The sequence below is a fragment of the Pseudomonas sp. NFX224 genome (assembly GCF_048565165.1).
In the GTDB taxonomy this organism is placed as follows: Bacteria; Pseudomonadota; Gammaproteobacteria; order Pseudomonadales; family Pseudomonadaceae; genus Aquipseudomonas.
The window spans coordinates 3868624-3894672 of record NZ_CP183416.1; the positions used below are offsets into that span (position 1 = coordinate 3868624).

A 26049-nucleotide genomic window follows, 5' to 3' on the forward strand; every position below is an offset into this window, starting at 1 on the left:
ATTGAGTCATGCCTGGCAAACATTCCCTGCACGACATCGAAGAAGCCGAAAAAAAGCCGCTATGGCAGCGGCTCGGCTGGTTGGCCCTGATCTGGATTGGCAGCGTCGGTGCACTGTTCATTGTGGCCAGCCTGATGCGGATGTTCATGAACGCCGCCGGTCTGACCACACACTGAGAACCGATCATCCCATCTCGCTGCCTCACGGCACGGATTTACGACCCTCCTGATGGAGGGTTTTTTTGACCGTTACTTACGAGCCTTGAGAATCACGAACTTCGGTGTGGCCGCCACTTGTTCGACTCCACGGAACAACCGCGCCAGTTTGCTGTGATAACCCAAGTGACGGTTGCCAACGATGTACAGCGCACCCCCCACCACCAGCGCTTCCCGGGCTTGCTGGAACATCCGCCAGGCCAGGAAGTCACCGACGACCTGTTGCTGGTGAAACGGTGGATTGCACAGCACCACGTCCAGCGATTGGGGTTCCTGTCCGGCCAGGCCATCACCGGCGCGCACGATGACATCGCGCTCACCCAACGTGGCGTGCCAATTCTCGGCGGCCGATTGCACCGCCATGAACGACTCGTCCACCAGCGTGTAATGGGCCTCGGGGTTTTGCAGGGCACTGGCGATGGCCAGCACGCCGTTGCCACAGCCGAGGTCGGCAACCCGCGCAGTGCCAAGGTTCTTCGGCAGGTGCGGGAGAAACGCCCGGGTGCCGATGTCCAGGCCTTCGCGGCAGAACACGTTGGCGTGGTTGAGCAATTCGATGGCCGGTTCGTCGAGACGATAGCGCGTCGGGTAGGGCGATGTGAGCGGCGCTTTGGCTTCAACCGTGGCAATCAGCAAACGGGCTTTCTTCACCGCCAGCGACGCCTGGACCGGGCCGATGTAACGCTCCAGCAAATCACCCGCCGCGCGGGGTAAATACTTGATCATCGCGCCTGCGACCACCTGAGCGCCGGGTGCTAGCTGGTCTTGCAGGCGGATCAGTTGCTCTTCCAGCAGCGCCAGGGTCTTCGGCACTCGGATCAGCACCCGGTCGAATGGCCCGGTGACTGCTTCGCTGGCTGGCACAGGCTGCACCGTATCAAACGGCTGGCCATTACGCGCAAGGTTCTTTTCCAAGCCTTGAAACGCGAGGAACGAATCGCCGCTGCTGGTCACGTTGACCTTGCCGACCAGACTGGCGGCCAATGCACCAAAACTGTCGTTGAGCACCAGAACCCGTGTCCCGGTCGAGGGTTGCTGTTCAGCCAGGTGGTTGAGCAGGTACTCGTCCGCCGCATCGAAGGCTTGCAGCGGTTCGTTCTGCTGTTCGGGCTGGCGGATCAGGTCGAGGCTGGCGAAAGGCGTTTCGAGCAAAGGCATGGGGCGGGGCTCTGGGTAATCAACGGGTATCCCGCGCCCAGGGGCTTCTTGGCGGGCGGGACCGACCGAGTGGACTGCGTCGTGAGAATTTCACACGTCATCACTCAGGTTGGGACCGCGAATGGTACGTTTTTTTGTGTCGGATTGCCCGCAGGTTTTCGCTTCAACGCATCGCATTGCTAGTGAAATAGCCTGCCTTGACGGCGGCAATGACGGCGGAAATCTTGTTGTTGACCCCGAGTTTGCGAATGGCTTCCTGAACATGGAAATTGATGGTGCGTGCGCTGAGATTGAGAATTCTGGCGCTTTCATAAGCAGTCTTGCCATCCGCCGCCAGTTTCAGTACATCGATTTCCCGTGGCGTTAAATGTGGTGTAGACGGATTTGCAGGTGCCTTGGGCATCGTCTGGGCAATCAATTTATGCAGGTGGCGCCCAATAAATACAGAAAAACCGAGGTTTTCATACAGCTCCCACGCACTGATCGGGCAATGGGTTCTGGCGAGACTCAATATGCTGCACAGACCACTGTCCTCGTCATGGACGGCCTGTGACCAGCCATGCTGCAAGCCCTGTTCCTCCAGGGCATCCCATATCCAGGGTGTGTTGCTGAAGAGCTCTTCACTCCATAGAACAGGCAGCATGGATTGATTGCAATGCGCCACTACTGGATCTATTGCGCATAGCTTCTTTCGTTCATATTCGGCATTCCAGTCTTTGGGATAATTGTTGAAGCGTACCGTATGAAAATGCTCATTTTTTGTTGGGCAACTAGTTGAGAATGCAAAAAATTTGAATCCGATGTTTTTTGCAAAGCTCAGCGAGATCCGGTAGGCGCTCTCAATTTCCGTTGTGCTGGACAGTTGTATGAGTTGTAGTTCCTTCCACCTTTCCATCATCGGCTCCAGTTGTAAGTTTATTGCATTGTATGGGCGTTTGGATCCAATCAGATCAGCGCGAATTGGAGTGTAGGATGATTCTTACATTGCGTTGAGATTTTTTTGCTTTGCTGAACTGTTTTTAAACAGGTCTATGGTTCTATAACTTTGCCATAAGGGAATAGTTAAAGTTGTATGTTGGTATTAATGTAATTTTCTCCTTAAAGTTAACCAGGCGGTTAATGGTGGTGAGGGTTATTTACAAATGAGAATACGAGCGCCTGCTTAATGACACTACAAATCACCGGTGTTTCTGCTGCTCGCTTTGCGAGACACTGGGGCCATCCGTTGAATGGAGCGCCCCATGAGTGCCAGTGAAGAGAAATTTACTCGCCAGACTTTGCTCGATGTCCAGCCGTTGACCCCGAACCTGTTCACCCTGCGGGCTTCGAGAGATCCCGGGTTCCGCTTCCGCGCAGGTCAATTCGCCCGGCTGGGCGTGACAAAGGCTGATGGCAGTACGGTTTGGCGCGCCTATTCCATGGTGTCGTCACCCTTTGACGAGTTTCTCGAGTTCTTTTCCATTGTGGTTCCTGAAGGCGAGTTCACCAGCGAATTGAGCCGACTGGGCGTCGGTGACACGCTGCTGGTCGACCGCCAGGCCTTTGGTTATCTGACGCTCGACCGTTTTGTCGACGGGCGCGATCTGTGGTTGTTATCCACGGGCACCGGCATTGCGCCGTTTCTGTCGATCCTGCAAGACTTCGAAGTGTGGGAGAAATTCGAGCGGATTATCCTGGTCTACAGCGTGCGCGAATCCCGGGAACTGGCGTATCAGGAACTGATTGCCGGGCTGGCGCAGCGTGAATACCTGGCGGAATACGCGCACAAGCTGCAACTGATCAACACGGTCACTCGCGAGCAGCATCCCGGCGCCCTTAACGGGCGGATTACCACGCTCATCGAAAACGGCGAACTGGAGCGCGCAGCCGGAGTGGCGCTGACGCCTGAGCATTCGCGGGTGATGTTGTGCGGAAACCCACAGATGATCGATGACACGCGCAAGTTGCTTAAACAGCGCGACATGCACTTGAGCCTCAGCCGGCGACCCGGGCAGGTGGCCGTGGAGAATTTCTGGTAAACAAAAACGGCGCCCTGCAGGCGCCGTTCTTCTACCGCTTATACATTCAAGGCCGATTGTTCTGGGCCTTGAGCAAGTCGCGAATCTCACCAAGCAACTCTTCTTCCTTGGTCGGAACTGGCGGCAGGGTAGGGGCCACGGCTTCTTCGCGCTTCAGGCGGTTGATGGCTTTGACGCCCATGAAGATCGCGAAGGCAACGATGACAAAGTCGATCAGGGTCTGGATAAATTTACCGTACGCCAGGACCACCGCCGGAACGTCGCCCTGGGCGGCCTTGAGCGTAATGGCCAGGTCACTGAAGTCCACCCCGCCGATCAGCAGCCCGATAGGGGGCATGATCAGATCGCCGACAAACGACGAAACGATCTTGCCGAAAGCGGCGCCGATGATGATACCGACGGCCATGTCGATCACATTGCCTTTGACCGCGAAGGCCTTGAACTCGTTTAACACGCCCATAGGTTATTTCCTTGTTACAGATGAGGTTGGTGAACGCAGTGTAAATCAGCAAGGTGCATCCTGCCCGAAACAACTGCTTACGTTGCTTGCCTGCAATCGACCGGACCAGCGCTGAAAAGTTTAGATGCCTTCCTCTCTTTCAGGCGGTGCAACCGCTCTGGTACGGCCGTTTCGATGGCCTTGAGCCGAATCGATACGTCTCTGGTACTCGCCTGAATGGGCGCTCGCGGTTTTGCTAGTGTCCAACATTGCGGATTCAGTTTCGGTTTGAAAATTCCAGTCGCGTCTTTTGTTGTATGACTAGTTGAGTGCTCGGGTAAATAGTCTGATGGCATTTCTATGGCCGTGAATACTTGTACGGCGTATTTTTATGCTTTCAGTTTTTGTACAGATTTTCTTTCGGGTTTATTGGGTTTGATAAGTGCGGAGTACAGAAAAATCTTTGACAAAATTTAGTTTTCTTTATATTACGAGTGTAGTGCAATAATTTGAAACATGGGCTCGCGATGAATTATGAAGTGCCCTAAGGCTATTTGTTCGCGTTAAAGCGTTAGTTGCTTCAGGCGCACCTTGTGTTGTGGTGTCGACATAAGTTTCGGCACGCCACTGGACAACCGTGACGTACTGAACCGGCTCACCTGAGCTATCATCGCGATTTTTGCCGGGAGTTCAGATGGCCAAGGCCAAGCGCATGTACGGCTGCACCGAGTGCGGCTCAACCTTCCCGAAGTGGGCCGGCCAGTGCGGCGAATGCGGCGCTTGGAACACGCTGACTGAGACCATGGTGGAAAGCGGCGGGGCGGCGGCGCCTAGCGGGCGTACTGGTTGGACCGGTCAGCAGGCGCAGATCAAAACCCTGGCCGAAGTCAGCGTCGAAGAGATTCCTCGTTTCTCCACGGCCTCCAGCGAGCTGGACCGGGTACTGGGCGGTGGCCTTGTCGACGGTTCGGTAGTGCTGATCGGCGGTGATCCCGGCATCGGCAAATCGACCATTCTGTTGCAAACCTTGTGCAACCTCGCCAAAAGCATGCCGGCGTTGTACGTCACCGGGGAAGAGTCCCAGCAACAAGTGGCCATGCGTGCCCGCCGTTTGGGCTTGCCGCAGGACCAGTTGCGGGTCATGACCGAAACCTGCATCGAAACCATCATCGCCACGGCCCGCCAGGAAAAGCCCAAGGTCATGGTGATCGATTCGATCCAGACGATTTTCACCGAGCAGCTGCAATCGGCGCCGGGCGGCGTGTCTCAGGTGCGTGAAAGCGCGGCGTTGCTGGTGCGTTATGCCAAGCAGAGCGGCACGGCGATTTTCCTGGTCGGTCACGTCACCAAGGAAGGCGCGCTGGCCGGTCCACGCGTGCTGGAGCACATGGTTGATACGGTTCTGTATTTCGAAGGTGAGTCCGACGGCCGTCTGCGGTTGCTGCGCGCGGTGAAGAACCGTTTCGGTGCAGTCAACGAGCTGGGCGTATTCGGCATGACCGACAAGGGCCTGAAAGAAGTCTCCAACCCCTCGGCGATCTTTCTGACCCGTGCGCAGGAAGAAGTCCCGGGCAGCGTGGTCATGGCAACGTGGGAAGGCACCCGGCCGATGTTGGTGGAAGTCCAGGCGCTGGTGGATGACAGCCATTTGGCCAACCCTCGGCGCGTAACCCTGGGGCTGGATCAGAACCGGTTGGCGATGTTGCTGGCGGTGCTGCACCGTCATGGCGGCATTCCGACCCACGATCAGGACGTGTTCCTCAATGTGGTCGGCGGCGTGAAGGTACTTGAAACGGCTTCCGACCTGGCGTTGATGGCGGCAGTAATGTCCAGTTTGCGCAACCGGCCGTTGCCCCATGATTTGCTGGTGTTCGGTGAGGTGGGCCTGTCCGGTGAAGTACGCCCGGTGCCCAGCGGTCAGGAGCGCCTCAAGGAAGCGGCCAAGCACGGTTTCAAACGAGCCATCGTGCCGAAGGGCAATGCGCCGAAGGAATCGCCGCCGGGATTGCAGATCATTGCCGTGACACGTCTGGAACAGGCGCTCGACGCTTTGTTCGAATAGTCTCGAGGTCAACACAAAACCTGTAGGAGCGTGCCTGCTCGCTCCTGCATGGGTTTGATAGTGGGGCATTAAACCTCGATCAATGCCCCCAACTCCCGCTCCAGCGCTTGCGGATCACCCAGGTTCAGCTCGATCAGTCGCCGCAGACGCTGAATCGACTCCAGGCTGATATGGCGGCAGACAAACCCTAACTGGCCGTTTTCTTCATGGGCCAGTTGCACATCCATCTCGATATCGACGTCTTCACTCAGATGAATGTCGACGAAAAAATCCTGCTTGCCATCACCCAGCCACGGCTCGGGGCGCTCGATCAATAGCCCTTTGAGCGACAGGTCGATCAGCTTCACCGGCCAGATGAACTGCCCCTGGCTCAGCTCGGTTCGGGCATCGAACGCAATACGTTTGAAGCGACGGCGATTGGCGGGGTGCTCGCTCATGGCGCAATCCTCTGGGTGTTCGCTGACTATAGACCCGCGTTGTCGGAACCTGCCAGCCAGGACAGGGCTCTAGACCAACGTTGGGGTATGGCCTTTACCGTCAGGAGAGCTAAACTCGGTGTGGCTGTCTTTCTTGTCCACTCTGGCTGGAATATTAAAATGAAAAATAATAATAGCCCGCTACGCCATCTACCCTGGCTGGTGCTGGCAATCGTAGGGGCGTGCGCCCTGGGTGTAGTGGCACTGCGCCGAGGTGAGGCAATCAATGCCTTGTGGATTGTGGTCGCTGCCGTGGCCATTTATCTGGTTGCGTACCGTTACTACAGTCTGTTCATCGCTAACAATGTGATGCAGCTTGACCCGCGACGGGCCACCCCCGCCGTACTCAACAACGATGGTCTGGACTATGTGCCGACCAACAAACACATCCTCTTCGGTCACCACTTCGCGGCCATCGCCGGCGCGGGGCCACTGGTCGGTCCGGTATTGGCGGCGCAGATGGGGTATCTGCCCGGTACGCTCTGGCTGATCGCTGGCGTGGTGCTGGCGGGTGCCGTTCAGGACTTCATGGTCCTGTTCATGTCCACCCGCCGCAACGGTCGTTCCCTGGGCGACATGGTTCGCGAAGAAATGGGCCGCATTCCCGGCACCATCGCGCTGTTCGGTTGCTTCCTGATCATGATCATCATCCTCGCGGTGCTGGCGCTGATCGTAGTCAAAGCCTTGGCCGAGAGCCCGTGGGGTATTTTCACGGTGATGGCGACCATCCCGATCGCGATGTTCATGGGCATCTACATGCGCTACATCCGCCCGGGTCGCATTGGTGAGATCTCGGTGATCGGCGTGTTGTTGTTGCTCGGTTCAATCTGGCTCGGTGGGCAGATTGCCGCTGACCCGGTCTGGGCCAAGGCCTTCAGCTTCACCGGTATCCAGATTACCTGGATGCTGATCGGTTACGGTTTTGTGGCGGCAGTGTTGCCGGTGTGGCTGATACTGGCGCCGCGTGACTACCTGTCGACCTTCCTGAAAATCGGCACTATTGTCGCCTTGGCCATCGGCATCCTGGTGACCATGCCTGAGCTGAAAATGCCGGCGCTGACCCAATTCGTCGACGGCACTGGTCCGGTGTGGAAGGGCGGTCTGTTCCCGTTCCTGTTCATCACCATTGCCTGTGGTGCGGTGTCGGGTTTCCACGCGCTGATTTCCTCCGGCACCACGCCGAAGCTGCTGGATAACGAGGTCAACGCCCGTTACATCGGCTACGGCGGCATGCTCATGGAGTCCTTCGTGGCGATCATGGCCATGGTTGCCGCTTCGGTGATCGAGCCTGGCGTGTACTTCGCCATGAACAGCCCGGCAGCGGTAGTCGGCGGTGACGTGGTGGCGGTGGCAACGGCGGTCAGCAACTGGGGCTTTGCGATTACCCCGGAAGCGCTGCAAGCGGTTGCCCATGACATCGGTGAAACCACCATCCTCGCCCGTGCCGGTGGTGCGCCGACCTTGGCGGTCGGTATCGCGCAGATCCTGCACAGTGTGCTGCCGGGTGAAAACACCATGGCGTTCTGGTACCACTTTGCGATCCTCTTCGAAGCACTGTTCATTCTGACTGCTGTGGACGCCGGTACCCGTGCTGGTCGCTTCATGCTGCAGGACCTGTTGGGCTCCTTCGTGCCGGCGCTGAAACGCACCGAATCCTGGACCGCCAACCTGATCGCCACCGCCGGTTGTGTGGCGATGTGGGGCTGGTTGCTGTATCAGGGCGTGATCGATCCGCTGGGTGGCATCAACACCTTGTGGCCGCTGTTCGGTATCTCCAACCAGATGCTGGCCGGTATTGCGTTGATGCTCGGCACTGTCGTGCTGATCAAAATGAAACGTCAACGCTACATCTGGGTGACTTTGTTGCCTGCCGTGTGGCTGTTGATCTGCACAACCACTGCCGGCTTCATCAAGCTGTTCGACGCCAACCCGGCGATCGGCTTCCTGTCGCTGGCCAAGAAATACAGCGATGCCCTGGCCAACGGCCAGATCCTCGCCCCGGCCAAGGACGTCACGCAGATGCAGCACGTGATCTTCAACGCCTACACCAACGCAACGCTGACCGCGCTGTTCCTGTTCGTGGTGTTCAGCATCCTGTTCTATGCACTCAAGGTCGGCATTGCCTCCTGGGGTAAAAAAGAACGTACGGATAAAGAATCGCCATTCCAGGCGTTGCCGGATGCGTAACTTGAGGATTGCAGCATGTTCAATGACCTGAGTCGCCTCGGTAAATACCTCGGTCAGGCCGCGCGCCTGATGGTCGGCATGCCCGACTACGACAACTACGTCGAGCATATGCAAACCAAACACCCGGACAAACCGGTGATGAGCTACGAGATGTTCTTCCGCGAACGTCAGGAAGCCCGTTACGGTGGCAAGGGTGGGCCGAAGTGCTGTTGATCCGGATTGCGGGTTAACAGCAAAACCTGTGGGAGCGAGCCTGCTCGCGATGGCGGACTATCAGTCAACAGTGATGTTGAATGTTGAGCCGCTTTCGCGAGCAAGCTCGCTCCCACATTTTTTTGTGTTGTTTTTTCAGTTGTGTGTAACAGGAGATAAATTTTGTCCTCTCCCATCCCCGTCACCATCCTCAGTGGCTTCCTCGGCGCCGGCAAAACCACTCTGCTGCGCCACCTGCTCAAAGCCGAGCACGGCCTGAAAATCGCCGTGATCGAGAACGAATTCAGCGACGCCGGCATCGACACCCAGCTGCTAGGTGACGAGCCGGTTCAAGTGATGACGCTGTCCAACGGCTGCGTCTGCTGCACCATTCACACCGACCTGACCAAAGCCCTGTACCTGCTGCTCGAACGCCTGGACAGTGGCGACATCACCTTCGACCGTCTGGTGATTGAATGCACTGGCCTGGCCGATCCGGCGCCGGTCGCGCAAACCTTCTTCATCGACGAAGAGTTGCGTGAGCGCTATATCCTCGACGGCATCATCACGCTGGTCGACGCGGCGCACGCCGAGACTCACCTGACCCAAACCATTGCCCAGGCGCAGATCGGTTTCGCCGACCGCTTGCTGGTGAGCAAGCGCGATCTGGTGGACGAGCCGACATTCACGGCGTTGAGCGAGCGCCTGACTCGGATCAATCGGCGCGCACCGATCCGCGTGGTCGACCACGGCCAGATTGATCTGGCCGAGCTGCTCGACGTCCGTGGTTTCAATCTCAATGCGGACCTCGGCGGCGGCGTCAGTTTGCGCCCGGTGAGCCAGGCCCCGTCGATTGATCGCATTTCCAGCCTGGTGCTGCGCACTGACAAGCCGCTGGATATCGACAAGCTCAGCGAGTTCATGAACGAACTGCTGGAGGAGCATGGCAAGCAACTGCTGCGCTACAAAGGTGTACTGAACATCCACGGCGAACCGCGGCGCATGGTGTTTCAGGGCGTGCTGAAGCTTTACGGTTTCGATTGGGATACGGAGTGGGAAGAGGGTGAAGCACGCGAGAGCGTGATCGTGTTCATTGCCGATGATTTGCCGGAAGAGAAGATTCGTGAGGGTTTTTCCAAGGTCGCGGTAGATTGAAAGTGTTAGATTTTAAGAAGAGGACAGCTCACCAAAGTTCAAAGTTGTGAGCGTCTTGAGTTAGTCGGAAATATTTGAACATTAGCCGCCGAGCGTGCTCTCGGTGGTTTTCGGCTGTCATATAGGGTTAAGTTTTACCGCGTGTTATAAATTGCGACTTTTTTTGTCTCCGGTGTCGGTGGTTTGTGGGTGTTTGTCAGGCACTATTAAATTATTTGGTAATATTAAGTCTGGAATTTTTGGAGGTTGTTTTTCTGTCTGGTGTTAACGTTGATTGGTGCTGAACTTGGCACTTATTAATTGAAGGCTGGAGATTGATATGAAAGATAAAATTTTGGCAATGTGTGGGGACTTTGATAGCGAGTTTGCAGCCTATGTGAATGAAGCTATTGTCAAAGTTGCTGGCGTTGAGGTCATGTCTTCCAGCACAATCAGTTGCGATAGTCTTGGTTGCACGAGAGTCGGTTCACCTTGCTAAGTTGTCAGTAATTTGTGGCGAGTCATTGACTCGCCATACTGCATTTTGGGGGGGTAAATCATGTTGGCCAATGTTTTAACGTTTCAAGAGCGCGAGGCGGCGAATGTCGGCAACGCGGTGGATCTGGACGCACTGCAAAAAATAATAGACTCGTTGCATAAAAATGATTCTGCTGTTGAGCGCTACTTTGGAGTGGGACGACAGGAGTTCGTTGAGAAAGTAGAGTCGCACAGTGTGCCCGCTGAGTCGTTTCAACACCCTTCGATAGAATACTTGAAAGAAAAAATTCGAGTCATTGGGTCTTTGGGTCGTGAACGCCTGTCGAATGTTGATGGGCAATGTGATTTTGAAGGGTTTTACAGAGCATTTTATTGTTATTTCAAAAAGGTGTTTGAGTATGATCCGCTCTACGCTGCAATAGATGATTTTGTAAATGCCGAATCTTTGTTGTTGAGTGTCAAAGGTTACGTAGTGTCAACTGTTGAACGTCTGTCGCAGAGAACGTTGGTCCATTGTCTTAATACGCGGATATCCGAAGGTGCGGATAATAATCTGGAAGCCTTCAACCATTTTTTGAATCATCAGGCAATTGACTCTGTTTTAGAGTCTTATCCGGTATTGACCTCGCTACTGATCCAGCAAATGGAAAATTCAGTGGCATACCTCTACAAGGTCATTTTTCATTTTGCTGAAGATGCTGAAGTACTCGCAAAGGCGTTTGCACTGACAGAGCGGCGAATCGATTCGATTGACCTTGGGTTGGGAGATCCTCACGCCAATGGCGAAACGGTCTGCGCTGTGCAGGTAGCTGACAGGTGCATGATCTACAAGCCCAGAAGCAACATGGAAGCGCAGTTTTACAATTCATTGCTCGCACTTTTGCATCAGCGGTCGGGAGATGGGTGTTTTTCGGTCTTCGCGCCAAAACTTGTGTGCAGAGCAAATCATTGCTGGATTGAAAAGATCGAGAACCTGTCCTGTGAGAGCGAGCATGAACTGGCACTTTTCTACCGCAGAATGGGGGCGCAGATCGCGGTCATTCACGCCCTGAACGGTATTGATTTTCACTGTGAAAACATCATTGCATGCGGGAGTAATCCCGTCATGATTGACCTGGAATGTTTATTTACGGCCTCATTGATCGATCTGAAATTCGATCGCCCCGGAGCCAGCGCGTTACTTCGCATACTCAAGTCAAACAGCCAATCCGTATTTGCCACTGGCTTCGTTCCTCATTCATCAGATTCCGAACGTGACCACAGTGGCCTGAGCAGTGAGAGACGATTTACCTCTAGTGTCAGGTGCCTGATTCTTGAAGAAGGTTTCTATTATCTGAAGCGGATCAAGGTCGATAGTACAACGGTGTTTAGACATCTTCCGTGTTTCGATGGAGAGTACTATTCACTGGGTAACTATCAAAGCGCCTTCCTTGAAGGTTTCGAGTTTGCCTACGATGAGGTGATGCGCAACCGAGGGGTAATACTCGAATTGATCGAGCAGAATGCGGGTCAATTGAAAAGTCGAGTGTTGATCAAAAACACCCAGCGCTATTCACGCTTCATTGAGTTGACCCTGCATCCGCGCTTTATGCAGTGCATGCTACAGCGCCAAATATTATTGGCAACAGTGTGGGCGGAGCTCGGCGAGTCACTCATCGCTAAAAACATTCCCGGCCATGAGTTAATCGATCTGGAGAAGGCGAACATTCCAAGTTTCACAGTTCCTGTCGACTCAAATTGTCTTTTCAGTACCCATGGTTCTATCGTAGCGGAGCTCGAAATCGAGAGCCCTCTCGAAAACTGTCGAAAAAAGCTGAATGATTTGTCCCCCAAGGACAAAGCATTCCAAAGATTTATTTTGAGTGCATGCCTGTTCCCTTTGGATAATCAAGCCATGCTCTTGAACGGGCGGCATATCTATAAAGGAGTGCCGAGCATGAGCAGAAGTCACTACCTCAAGGGGGCGACGAAGATTGCTGCTGTCATCGAGCGGTTGGGCGTCACTGGCAAGGAGGGTGATATCGGATGGCCGTTCTTGAACTCCTATTTGGAGTCAGGGCGTAACTTTATTTCGCCAATGGGGAATAGCCTTTACAACGGAATGGGTGGACTTGCTGTTTTCTTTATGAGCTTATACCGAGTCAGCGGCCGGTTAGAGCATTTGGCTAGAGCCAACCAAATTGTCGACTCGATGAACAGGAACCATGAGCATTTTGAGAGTGACGTGGCGGTCAGCGCCTACTTTGGATTGGCGTCCTATATTTACGTTCTGGTAAACCATCAAATGACTACAGGCCAGGACATTTATCGCCCGATCATTGATGAATTACTGCTCAAGCTCAACGAATTTCGAGGCACGGATAACGAGATCGACTTCCTCCATGGCGGGTGCGGAACCGTCACGTTGTTGGTTAATCTCTATCAGCTTCAGAGGTGGGACAGCTTGATCCCACTTATCGAAAAGTTCTCAGCGGCCATACAGGCAGAACTGGTGAATGAAGAGGCAAGGTTTGCGCGTAAGACCTGCCGGACACCCCTGCTCACAGGGTTTTCCCATGGCATCTCCGGCATACTCCAAGCGCTTTGCAAGGTTTACGAAGTGACAGGGGACCCCGCGTTGGTTGCGCTGATTACCGACTTGCTGGAGGACGAAAATCGACAGAAAGACCAAGGCTTATGGCTTGACCTGCGGGTTCCGTCAAAGCCGACTCACATGACCAAGTGGTGCCATGGAAGTGCTGGAATTCTAATCTCCAGATTGCAGTTGAAGAAGGTGCTGTGGGAGGTTTTGAGCGTCGAGTCGAAGGTGATGTTGGAGGGTGATATCAACACCTGCGAAGAAAGTATCTGGAAGCATGGGCTCGGTATGGGGTACAGCTTGTGTCACGGTGATTTTGGCAATTTGATGTGTTTATTGGAGTTGTATCGCAGCACGGATAACGGCGAAGGTGTCGCGAGGTGCATGCAGGCGTTCTCTGAGGTGGCGGATAACTTATTCAATGAACACTTCATGGAGCAGGATAGTGTTCCCGTTCTCGGAATGATGTTGGGGCTGGCGGGCGCCGGCCAGGCATTGCTGTATGCGATCGATTCGACGGTGCCGAATGTCCTTACGCTAGCGTTTATGGGTGCGCCCGCAGCAGCCTTTGTTCAAGATCATTCAGATGTTGAGTCATTAGCAATACCGCTGCATTGACGTCTGTTTTTTCTAAGGCATCCACAATTGCGGCGTGTTGGCATTCATTGCAATTTTCCTGTTTGCCTTCGCCGCATTGTGCGATCGCCAGTGAGGTCAGAGGAACCAGTCTACTGAGAAAATGCGCCAGCGGAGCGTTTCCGGCCATGCTCGCCAGTTGCAGGTGAAACTCGCCGGACAGGCGGATAGATGCTCCGCGGTGCTCACTCTCCAGGCATTGGCGCTGCAGTTCAATCAACTTGCGCAGCGTCTTCAGTTGGCCGAGGCGATGCGGCTGGCAGGCGAGTTGAACCAGCGTGGTTTCAGTCAGCCGACGTGCGTGGAGTATCTGACGTGTTTGTTCCGGGGCGGGCGCGGCAATTTGCGGGCGGTGATTGGGCCGCAAGATAACCACCTGCTGCTGGGACAAGCGAATCAGTACCTGGTGAACGCTGCTGCGGCTCACCCCGAATATTCGCCCCAGGCTGTCTTCGGTGAAGCGACTGCCAGGCAAGAGGCGTTGTTCGAGAATGGTATCGAAGATCCGTGAGTAGAGGTCATCCACTGACGGTTTCGCGAAGTGCTTTCGTGCCAAGGGTTGGGACGAAAGAGTCTGCGGTGAGGCGAAGCTGTTCATGGCCTGTCTCCGGTCTGAAAGGGTTTCAACTGCCGAGGTTGTCATCCGGGATGTTCAACGCGATGCCCATCCGCTGACCTTCCCGCAGAATATGCCGGCGCATTTCGGCGCTGGCCTGGGCGCTGTTCTTGCTGCGGATTGCCCGCACCACCGCTTCGTTCTCTTCGAGGCGCTCAGCCAGGTGCTCCGGGGAGTTGCGCAGCACGTCGGCGCTCTGCTTGAGGGCGTTGCTGGTCTGCTGGACCACGCTTTGGAAAATTGGATTGGATGTCAGCGTGAACAGCTCTTCGTGGAATGCGATGTAGGCATTCACGCCGGCTTCACTATCGTTGGCTTCCAGGGCTTCGCGCATGTCCATCAGCGTCAGGCGCAGTTGCCCGACTTCCTTGCTGCTGATGGATTGCGCCACCAGGCCGACGATGAACGGCTCCAAGGTGTAGCGCAGTTGCAGCACATCTTCCAGACTCGCCGCGGCCACTGCGCTTTCATGCGCCTGGCTATCAGCCAGATGGGCTTCAAGCACCACCACGCCTTTGCCCGGCATCGAGCGCACCAGACCGAGGGTTTCCAGCACGGTGACCGCTTCACGCAGGCTCGGGCGACTGATGCCCAATTGTTCGGCCAGCTCACGTTGCCCCGGCAGCATTTCGCCGGAACGCCACTGGCCACGGGCCAGCGCGGCCCGCAGTTTTTCCACGACTGAATTTACAACGGTCGACGAGGTAATCACTGTTCGCTCCATGAGCATCCGTAACGTTTATTGGCCGTGCCTGCCCGGAGCAGGCACGGCGTTTATTCAAAATTCCTGCTGATGCGCCGGGGCCACCGGTTTGCGCGGCTGGAAGGTATAACCCACCTGGCCGGAAAGTACCTTGTTCGCCCGTTGCACATCGATGTCCTTTTCCCAGCGGGCAATGGCCACGGTCGCTACACAATTGCCGATCAGGTTGGTCAGTGCCCGGCCGATGCCCATGAACCAGTCCACGGCCAGCACCAACACCAGACCCACCACCGGGATCGCCGGGATCGCGGTCAGCGTTGCCGCCAGAATCACCAGCGCCGAGCCGGGAATACCGTGCGCGCCTTTGGAGGTGATCAACGACACCAACAGAATCGTCAGCAGGTCGGTCATCGCCAGTGGTGTGCCGGTGGCATTGGCAATGAACACGATCGCCAGGGTCAGGTAGATCGAGAAACCGTCGAGGTTGAACGAATAACCGGTTGGAATCACCAGTCCGACCGTTGAACTGCCGATGCCCAGATGCTCAAGCTTGCGCATGATTTGTGGCAACACAGCGTCGGACGAAGCCGTGCCCATCACGATCAGCAGTTCTTCGCGCAGGTACTTGAGCAGCGGCCACATCTTCAAGCCGGACAGGCGCATGACCAAGCCCAGTATCAGTGCCACGAAAGCCACACACGTCAGGTAAAACAGGCCGACCAGGCTGCCCAGGTGCTGCAGCGAGTCCAGGCCATACTTGCTGGTGGTGAAGGCGATCGCACCGAACACGCCGATCGGCGCCAGACGCACGATCATGCCCATGATGCGGAAGATGACGTGGCTCAGCTCATTGATCAGCCGCGAAATACCCGACGCCGCTTCGCCTACCAGATTCAGCGCACTGCCGAACAGCACCGAAAACAGTAGGACTTGCAGGATGTTGTTGTCGGCGAAGGCGCCAATGACCGAGGTCGGAATCAGGTCCATCAGGAACTGCGTGGTGGTGTGCATGTGCTGACCGCGCTGGGCGATGTCGCCCATGTCGGCGGCGGAAAGCTGCTCCAGATGAATGTTCGCGCCGCTGCCGATCCCGGTGCTGAAGGCGAACACCAGACCGATCACCAGCGCAATGGTGGTGAGGATTTCAAAGTAGATCACTGATTTCAGGCCGATTCGGCCGACCTTCTTCAGGTCGCCGGCACCGCTGATGCCGCTGACCACGACGCAGAACACAATCAGGCCAATGAGCATTTTGATCAGCTTGATAAAACCGTCACCGAGCGGTTTGAGCTGAGCGGAGTATTCGGGAAGGGTCAGCCCGCAGACGATGCCGAGCACCAGTCCGAGAACCACTTGAAGGAAGATTGAACGCGAGCACCATCTGAGCATGGGAGGAATCCTGGTCGGTGTCCTGGCTGCCGAGCGTTGGGCGCTTGAGCTTCAGGACTTAATTATTGTGGTCTTACCGGTATGTCCAGTGCAGGTGGAGTCTAGGCGCTACTTTTGGATGATCGCAAGTAAAAATTAGAAAAATGGCATGACCGGTCTGACCAGTGGTGCTGGTCTGGTAGGAGTGAGCCTGCTCGCGATGGTTTCAATGGCAATGCGTTGAGCCAGCAAGCACGCGTTATCGTTGACGACCTTCGCGAGCAAGCTCCTGCAGGGGCGTTTCGCGGGCGAAAAAAAACCGGCACAAGTGCCGGCTTTTTTACTGCGGTTTAGCGGGGCTTATTAAGCGCCGTATACCGGCAGCTTCTTGCAGATAGCCTTGACCTTCTCACGAACGGCGTCGATCACGGCTTCGTTGTTCAGGTCGGCCAGGATGTCGCAGATCCAGCCGGCCAGTTCCTTGCACTCTGCTTCCTTGAAGCCGCGAGTGGTCACAGCCGGAGTGCCGAAGCGCAGGCCGGAGGTGACGAACGGGGAGCGTGGGTCGTTTGGCACGGAGTTCTTGTTCACGGTGATGAACGCTTTGCCCAGAGCGGCGTCAGCATCTTTACCGGAGATTTCCTGCTTGATCAGCGACAGCAGGAACAGGTGGTTTTCAGTACCGCCGGACACCACGTCGAAACCGCGCTCGATGAATACGCTGGCCATGGCCTGGGCGTTTTTCACCACTTGTTGCTGGTAAACCTTGAACTCAGGCTGCAGCGCTTCCTTGAAGCAGATCGCTTTAGCGGCGATCACGTGCTCCAGCGGGCCACCCTGGGCGCCCGGGAATACCGCGGAGTTCAGCTTCTTCTCGATGTCGGCGTTGGCGCGAGCCAGGATCAGGCCACCACGTGGACCGCGCAGGGTCTTGTGGGTGGTGGTAGTCACGACGTCAGCGAATGGAACCGGGTTCGGGTAGACGCCAGCGGCGACCAGACCGGCCACGTGGGCCATGTCGACGAACAGGTAAGCGCCAACCTTGTCGGCGATTTCGCGGAAGCGCGGGAAGTCCAGGATCTGCGAGTAGGCAGAGAAACCGGCCACGATCATTTTCGGCTTGTGCTCAACCGCCAGGCGCTCGACTTCGTCGTAGTCGATCAGGCCGTTGGCGTCGATGCCGTACTGGACGGCGTTGTACAGCTTGCCGGAGGACGAAACGCTGGCACCGTGGGTCAGGTGACCACCGTGGGCCAGGCTCATGCCCAGAATGGTGTCTCCGGCCGACAGCAGGGCCAGGTAAACGGCGCTGTTGGCTTGCGAGCCGGCGTGCGGCTGAACGTTGGCGTAATCAGCGCCGAACAATTCTTTTGCACGGTCGATGGCCAGTTGCTCGACCACGTCGACGTACTCGCAACCACCGTAGTAGCGCTTGCCCGGGTAGCCTTCGGCGTACTTGTTGGTCAGTACCGAGCCTTGAGCTTCCATCACCGCAGGGCTGGTGTAGTTTTCCGAAGCGATCAGCTCAATGTGCTCTTCCTGGCGCTGAGCTTCTTGCTCCATGGCGGCAAAGAGATCGGCGTCGTACTTGGCAATAGTCAAATCACGGCTGAACATGGCGGTCCTCAAGGATCGGGGGCAGAAAAGGGGGGCATTCTAACCCAACGGGTTTTGGAAGGCATATGAAACGACATCATGTCGCAGACAAGTGGGCTTCATGACGGGATCAGCGGTGATTGTGCCGGCCTCATCGCCAGCAACCTCACCCCAACAACTCAGTCGAACATGAACAGCGCATCATTGCTGAATTGCACCTCGAACTTGTTCGCCGGCATTGGCCGTCCGAACAGGTAGCCTTGCACCTCGTCACAGCCGTGTTCCCTGAGGAAATCCAGCTGCTCCTGGGTTTCCACGCCTTCGGCGATCACCGCCAGGTTGAGGCTGTGGGCCATGGCGATGATCGCCCGGGCGATCTGCGCATCCTGTTCACCCGACGGCAGGCCATCGACAAAGGTGCGGTCGATTTTGAGTACGTCGATCGGGAACTGCTTGAGGTAGTTGAGCGATGAGTAGCCCGTGCCGAAGTCGTCGACCGCAATACTCAGGCCGAGGTTTTTCAGTCCGTCGAGAATCTGCATCGCCTCGCTGACTTCGCGCATCAGGATACTTTCGGTCAGCTCCAACTCCAGGCACGCCGGCGGCAGGCCGGTTTCCTTGAGGATATTGGCGATCCGCGTACCGAGCTGCCCGTCGGAGAACTGCCGCGCGGAAATGTTCACCGATACCTTCGGCACGCGCACCTTGGCGTGATGCCAGGTCTTGAGCTGACGGCAGGCTTCGCTGATCACCCAGTCACCGACATCCACCACCAGACCGAGCTCTTCGAGCACCGGAATGAAATCCCCCGGCGGTACCAGACCGCGTCGCGGATGGCGCCAGCGCAGCAGGGCTTCGGCGCCCGTCAACCGTTTGCCATCGCCACTGAATTGCGGTTGGTAAAACAGCACGAACTCGTTCTGCTCCAACGCGTGACGCAAATCGCTTTCCAGTTCCAGGCGCTCCAGGGCGCTGGCGTTCATGTCCGTCTGATAGAACTGGAAGTTGTTCTTGCCGCGCTCCTTGGCGTGGTACATCGCGGTGTCGGCGTTTTTCATCAACTGGCTGAGCTCGCTGCCGTCCTGCGGGCTCAGGGCGATGCCGATGCTGGCCGTGACAAAGAATTCGCGACCTTCAAGCACGAACGGTTTCACCAGGCTGGCAAGAATCTGTTCGGCGACATGAATCGCCCGATTCAAAGCGATTTCACGGTTGGCTCGCGGTTGCAGGAGCAAGGTGAACTCGTCGCCGCCCATCCGCGCCACGGTGTCGTCATCGTCGACGCAGCCGAGCAGACGCGTGGCCATTTCCTTGAGCATGCGGTCGCCGGCGGCGTGGCCCAGGGAGTCGTTGATCGGTTTGAAACGGTCCAGGTCAAGGAACATCAGCACCACCCACGACTTCTGCCGTTCGGCTGCTTGTAACGCGGTGTGCAGACGATCCTGGAACAGGGTGCGGTTGGGCAGGTGCGTCAGTGCGTCGTAATAGGCGAGGCGGTGAATGCGCTGCTCACTGGCCTTGCGCTCGCTGATGTCACTGAAGAAGCACACATAACTGGCCAGATCGCCTTCGTCGTCCAGCACCGCCGTGATACCGACCCACGCCGGATAGTGTTCGCCGTTGCGCCGGCGCAGCCAGACTTCGCCTTCCCAGGTGCTGTGCTGATTGAGTTGCTTGAGCACATAGCGCAGATGGGCTTCCTGCTCTTCGTCGACGGTCAGCATGTTAGGCAACTGGTCGAGCACTTGCTCCACCGCATAACCGCTGACTCGGCTGAAGGCTTCGTTGGCCTGGACGATGTAGCCGGCCGGGTCGGTGATCAGGATTGCCGACGTCGAGTGTTCGAATACCGTGGCGGCCATGCGCAGATCTTTTTCGGCGCGGCGCTGCTGGCTGATGTCGCGACCGACCCCGAGCACACCTTCGAAGGCGCCGTGCTCGTCCCACACCAGTACCAGCCGCAGCTCGATCGGAATCTTGCGCCCATCGGCCCGCAAGCAATCGAACAGGAACAACTGGGTCGGCACCTGATTGCGCAACAGTGCCAGTTGCTCCGGGTGATCCAGCGCTTTGCTGACTCGCTCCATCAGCGTGTAGATACCGGCCAGTTGCTGCGGGTTGGCGACGGTCGATTGCCAGCCGTTCTGGAAAAACCACTCGGCGTCGTAACCCAGCACGGCTTGCACCGACGGGCTGACGTAATTGAGTGTCATGCGGTTGTCGGTGGAAAAAATCACGTCGCTGATGCTTTCGGCGAGCATCCGGTAGCGCTGCTCGCTGTCGCGCAGGGACTCACTGGCTTCGATCTGCTCGGTGACGTCTTTGGCCACGCCGATGATGCGGGTGACCTGGTCGTGTTTGTCCCGCGCCAGAGCCTGTTCGCGAATATCGAAGCGCCGCCATTCACCGTCGCGGTGACGGAAGCGCAGCTGGCATTGCATCAATTGGCTGTAAGCACCTTGCCGCTGGCTCTGGCGCGAGCGGTGGTAGTAGTCGGCATCGTCGGGATGCAGCAGGATTTCCCAGAAATACTCGCCCATCTGGTGCAGTTCGGTGCGGCTGTAACCGAGGGTCTGGCCCAAATGATGGTTGCTGAAGATCATGCGCTGGCTGATCACGTCCTGCACGTATAGATGATCGGGCACGGTACGGACCACATCGGACCAGAATCCTTCGCGCTCCTGCAGTGACAATTCGATGAGCTTGCGGCTGGTGATGTCGGTGATGCTCAGGATCACCGCTTTATAGTCTTCAGGGCTTTCCGGCAGACGCAGCACCAGCCACAGGTGCTGGTCGTTGCCGGCGGCGTCCTGGAGCGTGATTTCCAGTTCGAGCTTTTTCTGTTGGTTGAGCAGCGCTTCCAGCACTTGATTGCCGATAGCACTGCTGTCCAGCGGATTGCCGTCGATCAGCAGTTTCCAGGCTTGATCGCAGGTGTTGACGTTGAGCAGTTGCAGCGCAACCTGATTGACCTCGGTAATGCGCAGCGCCTGCAACAACTGTTGGCGTTGCTCCGGGACCGCCAGCCACGATTGCAGTTGATCGTTGCTCTGCATCCGGCCCTTGTCGAACACACTCTGGAGGCCGGACATGTCGAGCACACACAGCGCAACGCCGGTGCCCTCGAAAATCTCCTGATAGCGTCGACGACCTTCATGCAACTGGCGCTGACGCCGGCGCATGTTCAGCAAGACGATAAACGGCAACATGGAAAAGGCCAGGCCCAGCAGGCATTTGCCGATGAAGGCCGGCAGCAGTTCTTCGAGTACACGCTGGCGATCAAACAGCCCGCGCAGTTGCCAGTCGCTGCCGCTCAGCGGAACGGTCAGCACGCTGTTGCTCAGGTCATCCTGGGTCAGCGTGCCGGGGTTCACCAGGGGCAGCGCTTCATCGCGGCTGATGATCTGGTGGTTGAAGCGGTTTTCCACCAGCCACTGTGGACGACCGTCGGCTTCGTTCAGTTTGGTCAGGGATGAAAAAAACGTCGGTTTGAAACGCAATGCCCAATAGCCACGGGTGCTGCCGCTGGCTTGATGCAACAACAAATGCACCATCGAACCATCGATGGCGTTGCTGAAATAGTGAGGCTGGGCACGGCTGCGCCGGACCAGTTCGCTCAGGTAGTCGGCGTCTTCGCTGTTGGCCGCGCTGTCCGTGAGGATGGTGCCGGAGGGGCTGAGCAGGGCCAGGCTGGTCAGGTCGGGCAAGGATTTTTGCAGCTTGCGCAGCAGCTCCTGCTGTTCGTCGATACTTTGCGGCTGTTCGACGATCGGTAGCAGGTTCATGGCGATCTGCGCGTTGAGCGCCATGTTCAGGCTGACTTGCGCGGCCAGGTCGGCGGTGTAGTCGATGGTGTACTGACGCTGGCTTTTCTGGGTTTCGCGCAGCTGGTCCAGCAGTTGCCAGAACAGCAGTGCGAGCAGCATCAGCACCAGGGTCGCCAGCGCACCTTTGAGTGTTCCGCGCAGGGGCGAACCGGACGCCGCTGTCGGTGCACGGGAGGTCAAGGTCGGAGGGACATTGGACAAACTGTAATCCTGCGGTTTGGCTGGACTGGCGCGACATGCACTATAAGCCGGACGCCCGAAGGGCGGCTAGCATGCCTTGAGTTGTGGCAAAGTGCCAGCCCCGCTCGGCTGGACTGCCTCTCGTCATTCAGGTAGCTTTGCCGGTTACGCGGGAGCGTTCCAGCTCCTAAACTCAGACTTTTTTCAGCGCGCACGCATTGGTCCTCATCAAGCGGGTGACGCGCATGGTCTGGCCGGGCATCGCCTGCGCTCTGTTCATTCATCAGTCACTGACCCTAGGTTCTCCATGGCTCAATACGTATTCACCATGCATCGGCTGGGCAAAGTTGTTCCGCCGAAGCGGGAAATCCTGAAAAACATCTCCTTGTCGTTCTTCCCGGGCGCCAAGATTGGCGTGCTCGGCCTCAACGGTTCGGGTAAATCCACGCTGCTGAAAATCATGGCCGGCGTCGACACCGAGTTCGAAGGCGAAGCCCGTCCGATGCCGGAGCTGAACATCGGTTATCTGCCGCAAGAGCCACAACTTGATCCGACCAAGACCGTGCGTGAAGTGGTCGAGGAAGCGGTCAGCGTGATCAAGGACGCGCAAGCGCGGCTGGACGAGGTCTACGCGGCTTACGCCGACCCGGATGCCGACTTCGACAAACTGGCTGCTGAACAGGCCAAACTCGAAGCCATCCTGCAGGCCAGCGACGGTCACAACCTGGAGCGTCAGCTGGAAGTCGCCGCCGATGCACTGCGTCTGCCGGCCTGGGATGCCAAGGTTGAAGTCCTGTCCGGTGGTGAAAAGCGCCGTGTGGCTCTGTGCCGCTTGCTGCTGTCCGCACCGGACATGCTGCTGCTCGACGAACCGACCAACCATCTGGACGCCGATTCCGTCGCCTGGCTGGAGCACTTCCTGCACGACTTCCCGGGTACCGTGGTAGCGATCACGCACGACCGTTACTTCCTGGACAACGTCGCTGGCTGGATTCTGGAACTCGACCGCGGCGCGGGCATTCCTTACGAGGGCAACTATTCGGGTTGGCTGGAAGCCAAGTCCGATCGTCTGGCTGCCGAATCCAAGCAGCAATCGGCCCACGAAAAAGCCATGAAGGAAGAACTGGAGTGGGTGCGCAAAGGCGCCAAGGCCCGCCAGTCCAAATCCAAGGCTCGTCTGCAACGTTTCGAAGAAATGCAATCGCAGGAATTCCAGAAGCGCAGCGAAACCAACGAGATCTACATCCCGGCCGGTCCGCGCCTGGGCGACAAGGTCATCGAATTCAAGAACGTCACCAAGGGCTACGGCGATCGCGTGCTGATCGACAACCTGTCGTTCTCCATGCCGAAAGGCGCCATCGTTGGCGTGATCGGCGGTAACGGTGCCGGTAAGTCGACCCTGTTCCGCATGCTGATGGGCAAGGAAACTCCGGATTCGGGCAGCATCGAAGTCGGCGAAACCGTGCAACTGGCCTGCGTCGACCAGAGCCGCGAAGACCTGGACGGCAGCAAGACCGTGTTCCAGCAGATCTCCGATGGTTCCGACCAGATCCGCATCGGCAACTACGAGATCCCGTCGCGTACCTACGTCGGTCGCTTCAACTTCAAGGGCGGCGATCAGCAGAAGTTCGTCAAGGACCTCTCCGGTGGTGAGCGCGGTCGCTTGCACCTGGCCCTGACCCTGAAGGAGGGCGGTAACGTCCTGCTGCTCGACGAACCGTCCAACGACCTCGACGTTGAAACCCTGCGTTCCCTGGAAGAAGCCCTGCTGGACTTCCCGGGCGCCGCCATTGTGATCTCTCACGATCGGTGGTTCCTGGACCGCGTCGCGACGCACATCCTGGCGTACGAAGACGATTCGCAAGCGGTGTTCTTCGAAGGCAACTACACCGAATACGAAGCCGATCGCAAAAAGCGTCTCGGCGAAGCAGCTGCCCAGCCGCATCGTGTACGCCACAAGAAACTCGCCTGATTTCGGGTGGGTTGCATAAAGAGCGGAGCCTTTGGGCTCCGTTTTTTTTGCCCGGTTTTTCAGGGATACCGAGGTGAATTCATCGCTGGCAGGCCAGCTCCCACAAAGTTTTGTCCAATCCCTGTAGGAGCCAGCCTGCTGGCGATAGCGGTGTAACTGTTGGTGCATGACTTGGGCGTGAGATCCCCATTCAGGTGCAAAGCCGATCAAAAAAACAGTCTTATTTATATCCTGCGCACCATTTAATTTCACAAATGCGACATTTTGCTCTGTTCTTGTGCGCGATCCGTTTGTTACAGTCCGGCCCAATTTCTCCAATGACAATAATTTTTGCCGAGACTTTTCAATGATCGAATCCGTCGAATCCTTCCTTGCGCGCCTTAAAAAACGCGACCCTGATCAGCCCGAATTTCACCAGGCCGTCGAAGAAGTCCTGCGTAGCCTGTGGCCCTTTCTCGAAGCCAATCCGCACTACCTGACCTCGGGCATTCTGGAGCGCATCTGTGAGCCGGAGCGGGCGGTCGTGTTTCGGGTTTCCTGGGTCGACGATCACGGCAAGGTGCAGGTCAATCGCGGTTTCCGCATCCAGATGAACAGCGCCATCGGCCCGTACAAGGGCGGGTTGCGCTTCCATCCTTCGGTGAACCTTGGCGTATTGAAATTCCTCGCGTTCGAGCAGACTTTCAAAAACTCGCTGACGTCGTTGCCGATGGGCGGCGGCAAGGGTGGTTCTGACTTCGATCCGAAGGGCAAAAGCGATGCGGAAGTCATGCGCTTCTGCCAGGCCTTCATGAGTGAGTTGTACCGCCACATCGGCGCCGACGTTGATGTGCCGGCCGGTGATATCGGTGTTGGTGCCCGTGAGATCGGTTTCCTGTTCGGTCAGTACAAGCGCCTGAGCAACCAGTTCACCAGCGTGCTGACCGGTAAAGGCCCGAGCTACGGCGGCAGCCTGATTCGCCCGGAAGCCACCGGGTTCGGCTGCGTGTACTTCGCTGAGGAAATGCTCAAGCGTCGCGGTGAAACCGTCGAAGGCAAGCGCGTGGCGATCTCCGGCTCCGGCAACGTGGCGCAATACGCTGCGCGCAAGGTCATGGACCTGGGCGGCAAAGTCATTTCGCTGTCGGACTCCGAAGGCACGCTGTACTGCGAAAGCGGTTTGACCGAGGCACAGTGGCAAGCCGTGCTGGAATTGAAGAACGTACAGCGCGGGCGCATCAGTGAACTGGCCGCGCGTTTCGGCCTGGAGTTCCGTGCCGGTCAGCATCCGTGGGGGCTGAGCTGTGACATCGCGCTGCCCTGCGCGACGCAGAACGAACTGGATGTAGAGGCCGCGCGCACCTTGCTGCGCAACGGCTGCATCTGCGTGGCTGAAGGCGCGAACATGCCGACCACGCTGGAAGCCGTGGACCTGTTCATCGACGCGGGCATCTTGTTCGCACCGGGCAAGGCGTCCAACGCCGGTGGCGTTGCCGTGAGCGGTCTGGAGATGTCGCAGAACGCCATGCGCCTGCTGTGGACGGGCGGTGAAGTGGACAGCAAGCTGCACGCGATCATGCAGTCGATCCACCACGCCTGTGTGCATTACGGCGAAGAGAACGGCCAGGTGAACTACGTCAAAGGCGCGAACATCGCCGGTTTCGTTAAAGTCGCTGACGCCATGCTCGCCCAGGGTGTGGTTTAAGCCGGTTCGATGCGGACCACTTCAATCACTTGATCCCCGGCCGGGCGTTGCCACAGCACTTCGTCATTGAGTTTCGCGCCCAGCAACGCCCGACCCAGTGGCGAGCCCCAGTTGATCAGGCCATGCGTGGCATCGGCCTGATCTTCGCCCACCAATTGCACGCGGTGTTCGGCGTCGTGTTCATCGGCGTAGGTCACCCAGCTGCCGATCTGCACTTTTTCAGTCGAGGTGGCGAGAGCGGCAACCTGTGCGCTGCCCAGCCGCTGTTTGAAATATCTCAGATCCCGTTCGAGGTCGGCCAGGCGCTGTTTGTCGGGCTGATCTTTGGCCGATAGTTCGGCATGCAGGGCTTGCAGCTGCGCGACCTTTTCCTGCAACAGTTTCAGGCCTTGCGGCGTGACGTAATTGGGTTGTGCACTGACCTGCCGTTCGACGGGCTGATCGGCTTGCGCGGCGGCGTTATCTTCGTTGACGAAAGCGCGGCTCATGGTTTTCTCCCGGTATAGGGTT

The 26049-nt window shown here is 57.1% G+C and carries 20 protein-coding genes; 10 read left to right on the top strand and 10 right to left on the bottom strand.

Going from position 1 to position 26049, the window contains the following annotated elements:
- Positions 1-8 precede the first annotated feature (8 nt).
- Positions 9-176, top strand: a complete 168-nt coding sequence (locus tag ACNYC6_RS17560) for a DUF2474 domain-containing protein (RefSeq protein WP_419708474.1) — start codon at positions 9-11, stop codon at positions 174-176.
- A 72-nt stretch (positions 177-248) separates the two neighbouring features.
- Here ACNYC6_RS17560 and ACNYC6_RS17565 read toward each other — a convergent pair whose 3' ends face one another.
- Both ACNYC6_RS17565 and ACNYC6_RS17570 read right to left on the bottom strand, forming a co-directional pair.
- The gene (locus ACNYC6_RS17565; protein ID WP_419708475.1) at positions 249-1373 is read right to left on the bottom strand and encodes a methyltransferase; all 1125 of its coding nucleotides are present in this window, start codon (positions 1371-1373) and stop codon (positions 249-251) included.
- A gap of 163 nt (positions 1374-1536) precedes the next feature.
- Positions 1537-2268 (bottom strand): helix-turn-helix transcriptional regulator, encoded by a 732-nt coding sequence (locus ACNYC6_RS17570; RefSeq protein ID WP_419708476.1) that lies wholly within the window; start codon positions 2266-2268, stop codon positions 1537-1539.
- Positions 2269-2614: 346 nt separating this feature from the next.
- Between ACNYC6_RS17570 and ACNYC6_RS17575 the strand changes: the two genes are divergently transcribed.
- Complete coding sequence (locus tag ACNYC6_RS17575) at positions 2615-3391, top strand: ferredoxin--NADP reductase (protein WP_419708477.1); 777 nt, start codon at positions 2615-2617, stop codon at positions 3389-3391.
- Between the two features lie 46 nt (positions 3392-3437).
- On the opposite strand, the gene mscL is transcribed toward ACNYC6_RS17575, so the two are convergent.
- A complete protein-coding gene (gene mscL / locus ACNYC6_RS17580) occupies positions 3438-3851 on the bottom strand; it encodes a large-conductance mechanosensitive channel protein MscL (RefSeq protein ID WP_338583191.1) in 414 nt (137 codons plus the stop codon).
- A 673-nt stretch (positions 3852-4524) separates the two neighbouring features.
- Between mscL and radA the strand changes: the two genes are divergently transcribed.
- Positions 4525-5892: a DNA repair protein RadA gene (gene radA, locus ACNYC6_RS17585; RefSeq protein ID WP_338583190.1), complete on the top strand. Its 1368-nt coding sequence runs from the start codon at positions 4525-4527 to the stop codon at positions 5890-5892.
- Positions 5893-5960: 68 nt separating this feature from the next.
- Here the strand turns inward: radA and ACNYC6_RS17590 are convergent, their stop codons facing one another.
- Positions 5961-6329 (bottom strand): PilZ domain-containing protein, encoded by a 369-nt coding sequence (locus ACNYC6_RS17590; RefSeq protein WP_419708478.1) that lies wholly within the window; start codon positions 6327-6329, stop codon positions 5961-5963.
- A 159-nt stretch (positions 6330-6488) separates the two neighbouring features.
- Between ACNYC6_RS17590 and ACNYC6_RS17595 the strand changes: the two genes are divergently transcribed.
- The 5 genes from ACNYC6_RS17595 (at position 6489) to lanM (ending at position 13575) form a co-directional block, all read left to right on the top strand.
- Positions 6489-8555: a carbon starvation CstA family protein gene (locus ACNYC6_RS17595; protein WP_419708479.1), complete on the top strand. Its 2067-nt coding sequence runs from the start codon at positions 6489-6491 to the stop codon at positions 8553-8555.
- A 15-nt stretch (positions 8556-8570) separates the two neighbouring features.
- Positions 8571-8768: a YbdD/YjiX family protein gene (locus ACNYC6_RS17600; RefSeq protein WP_007895266.1), complete on the top strand. Its 198-nt coding sequence runs from the start codon at positions 8571-8573 to the stop codon at positions 8766-8768.
- Between the two features lie 162 nt (positions 8769-8930).
- Positions 8931-9902, top strand: a complete 972-nt coding sequence (gene yjiA, locus ACNYC6_RS17605) for a GTPase (RefSeq protein ID WP_419708480.1) — start codon at positions 8931-8933, stop codon at positions 9900-9902.
- 319 nt (positions 9903-10221) lie between these two features.
- Complete coding sequence (locus ACNYC6_RS17610; RefSeq protein WP_419708481.1) at positions 10222-10380, top strand: hypothetical protein; 159 nt, start codon at positions 10222-10224, stop codon at positions 10378-10380.
- A 60-nt stretch (positions 10381-10440) separates the two neighbouring features.
- Positions 10441-13575, top strand: coding sequence for a type 2 lanthipeptide synthetase LanM (gene lanM / locus ACNYC6_RS17615; protein WP_419708482.1), 3135 nt, complete (start codon positions 10441-10443; stop codon positions 13573-13575).
- Here the strand turns inward: lanM and ACNYC6_RS17620 are convergent.
- From ACNYC6_RS17620 to ACNYC6_RS17640, 5 genes are all read right to left on the bottom strand, one after another.
- Positions 13502-14191: a GntR family transcriptional regulator gene (locus ACNYC6_RS17620; protein ID WP_419708483.1), complete on the bottom strand. Its 690-nt coding sequence runs from the start codon at positions 14189-14191 to the stop codon at positions 13502-13504. The two genes, lanM and ACNYC6_RS17620, sit on opposite strands and share 74 nt — an antisense overlap.
- Positions 14192-14216: 25 nt before the next feature.
- Positions 14217-14921 (bottom strand): FadR/GntR family transcriptional regulator, encoded by a 705-nt coding sequence (locus tag ACNYC6_RS17625; RefSeq protein WP_419708484.1) that lies wholly within the window; start codon positions 14919-14921, stop codon positions 14217-14219.
- 66 nt (positions 14922-14987) lie between these two features.
- Positions 14988-16301, bottom strand: coding sequence for a C4-dicarboxylate transporter DctA (locus ACNYC6_RS17630; protein ID WP_419708485.1), 1314 nt, complete (start codon positions 16299-16301; stop codon positions 14988-14990).
- Positions 16302-16643: 342 nt separating this feature from the next.
- Entirely contained in the window at positions 16644-17897 is a 1254-nt protein-coding gene (glyA, locus tag ACNYC6_RS17635) for a serine hydroxymethyltransferase (protein WP_419708486.1), read from the bottom strand.
- Positions 17898-18055: 158 nt separating this feature from the next.
- Positions 18056-21802 carry an EAL and GGDEF domain-containing protein gene (locus ACNYC6_RS17640; protein WP_419712975.1) on the bottom strand — a complete coding sequence of 1249 codons (3747 nt, stop codon included), beginning with the start codon at positions 21800-21802 and terminating at the stop codon, positions 18056-18058.
- A gap of 388 nt (positions 21803-22190) precedes the next feature.
- On the opposite strand from ACNYC6_RS17640, the gene ettA reads away from it, so the two are divergent.
- Together ettA and gdhA are read left to right on the top strand one after the other, a co-directional pair.
- Positions 22191-23855, top strand: coding sequence for an energy-dependent translational throttle protein EttA (gene ettA, locus ACNYC6_RS17645; protein ID WP_218480292.1), 1665 nt, complete (start codon positions 22191-22193; stop codon positions 23853-23855).
- A 346-nt stretch (positions 23856-24201) separates the two neighbouring features.
- Positions 24202-25539 (top strand): NADP-specific glutamate dehydrogenase, encoded by a 1338-nt coding sequence (gene gdhA, locus ACNYC6_RS17650; RefSeq protein ID WP_419708487.1) that lies wholly within the window; start codon positions 24202-24204, stop codon positions 25537-25539.
- On the opposite strand, the gene ACNYC6_RS17655 is transcribed toward gdhA, so the two are convergent.
- Positions 25536-26027, bottom strand: a complete 492-nt coding sequence (locus ACNYC6_RS17655) for a GreA/GreB family elongation factor (protein WP_419708488.1) — start codon at positions 26025-26027, stop codon at positions 25536-25538. The genes gdhA and ACNYC6_RS17655 overlap by 4 nt on opposite strands.
- Between the last annotated feature and the right edge of the window lie 22 nt (positions 26028-26049).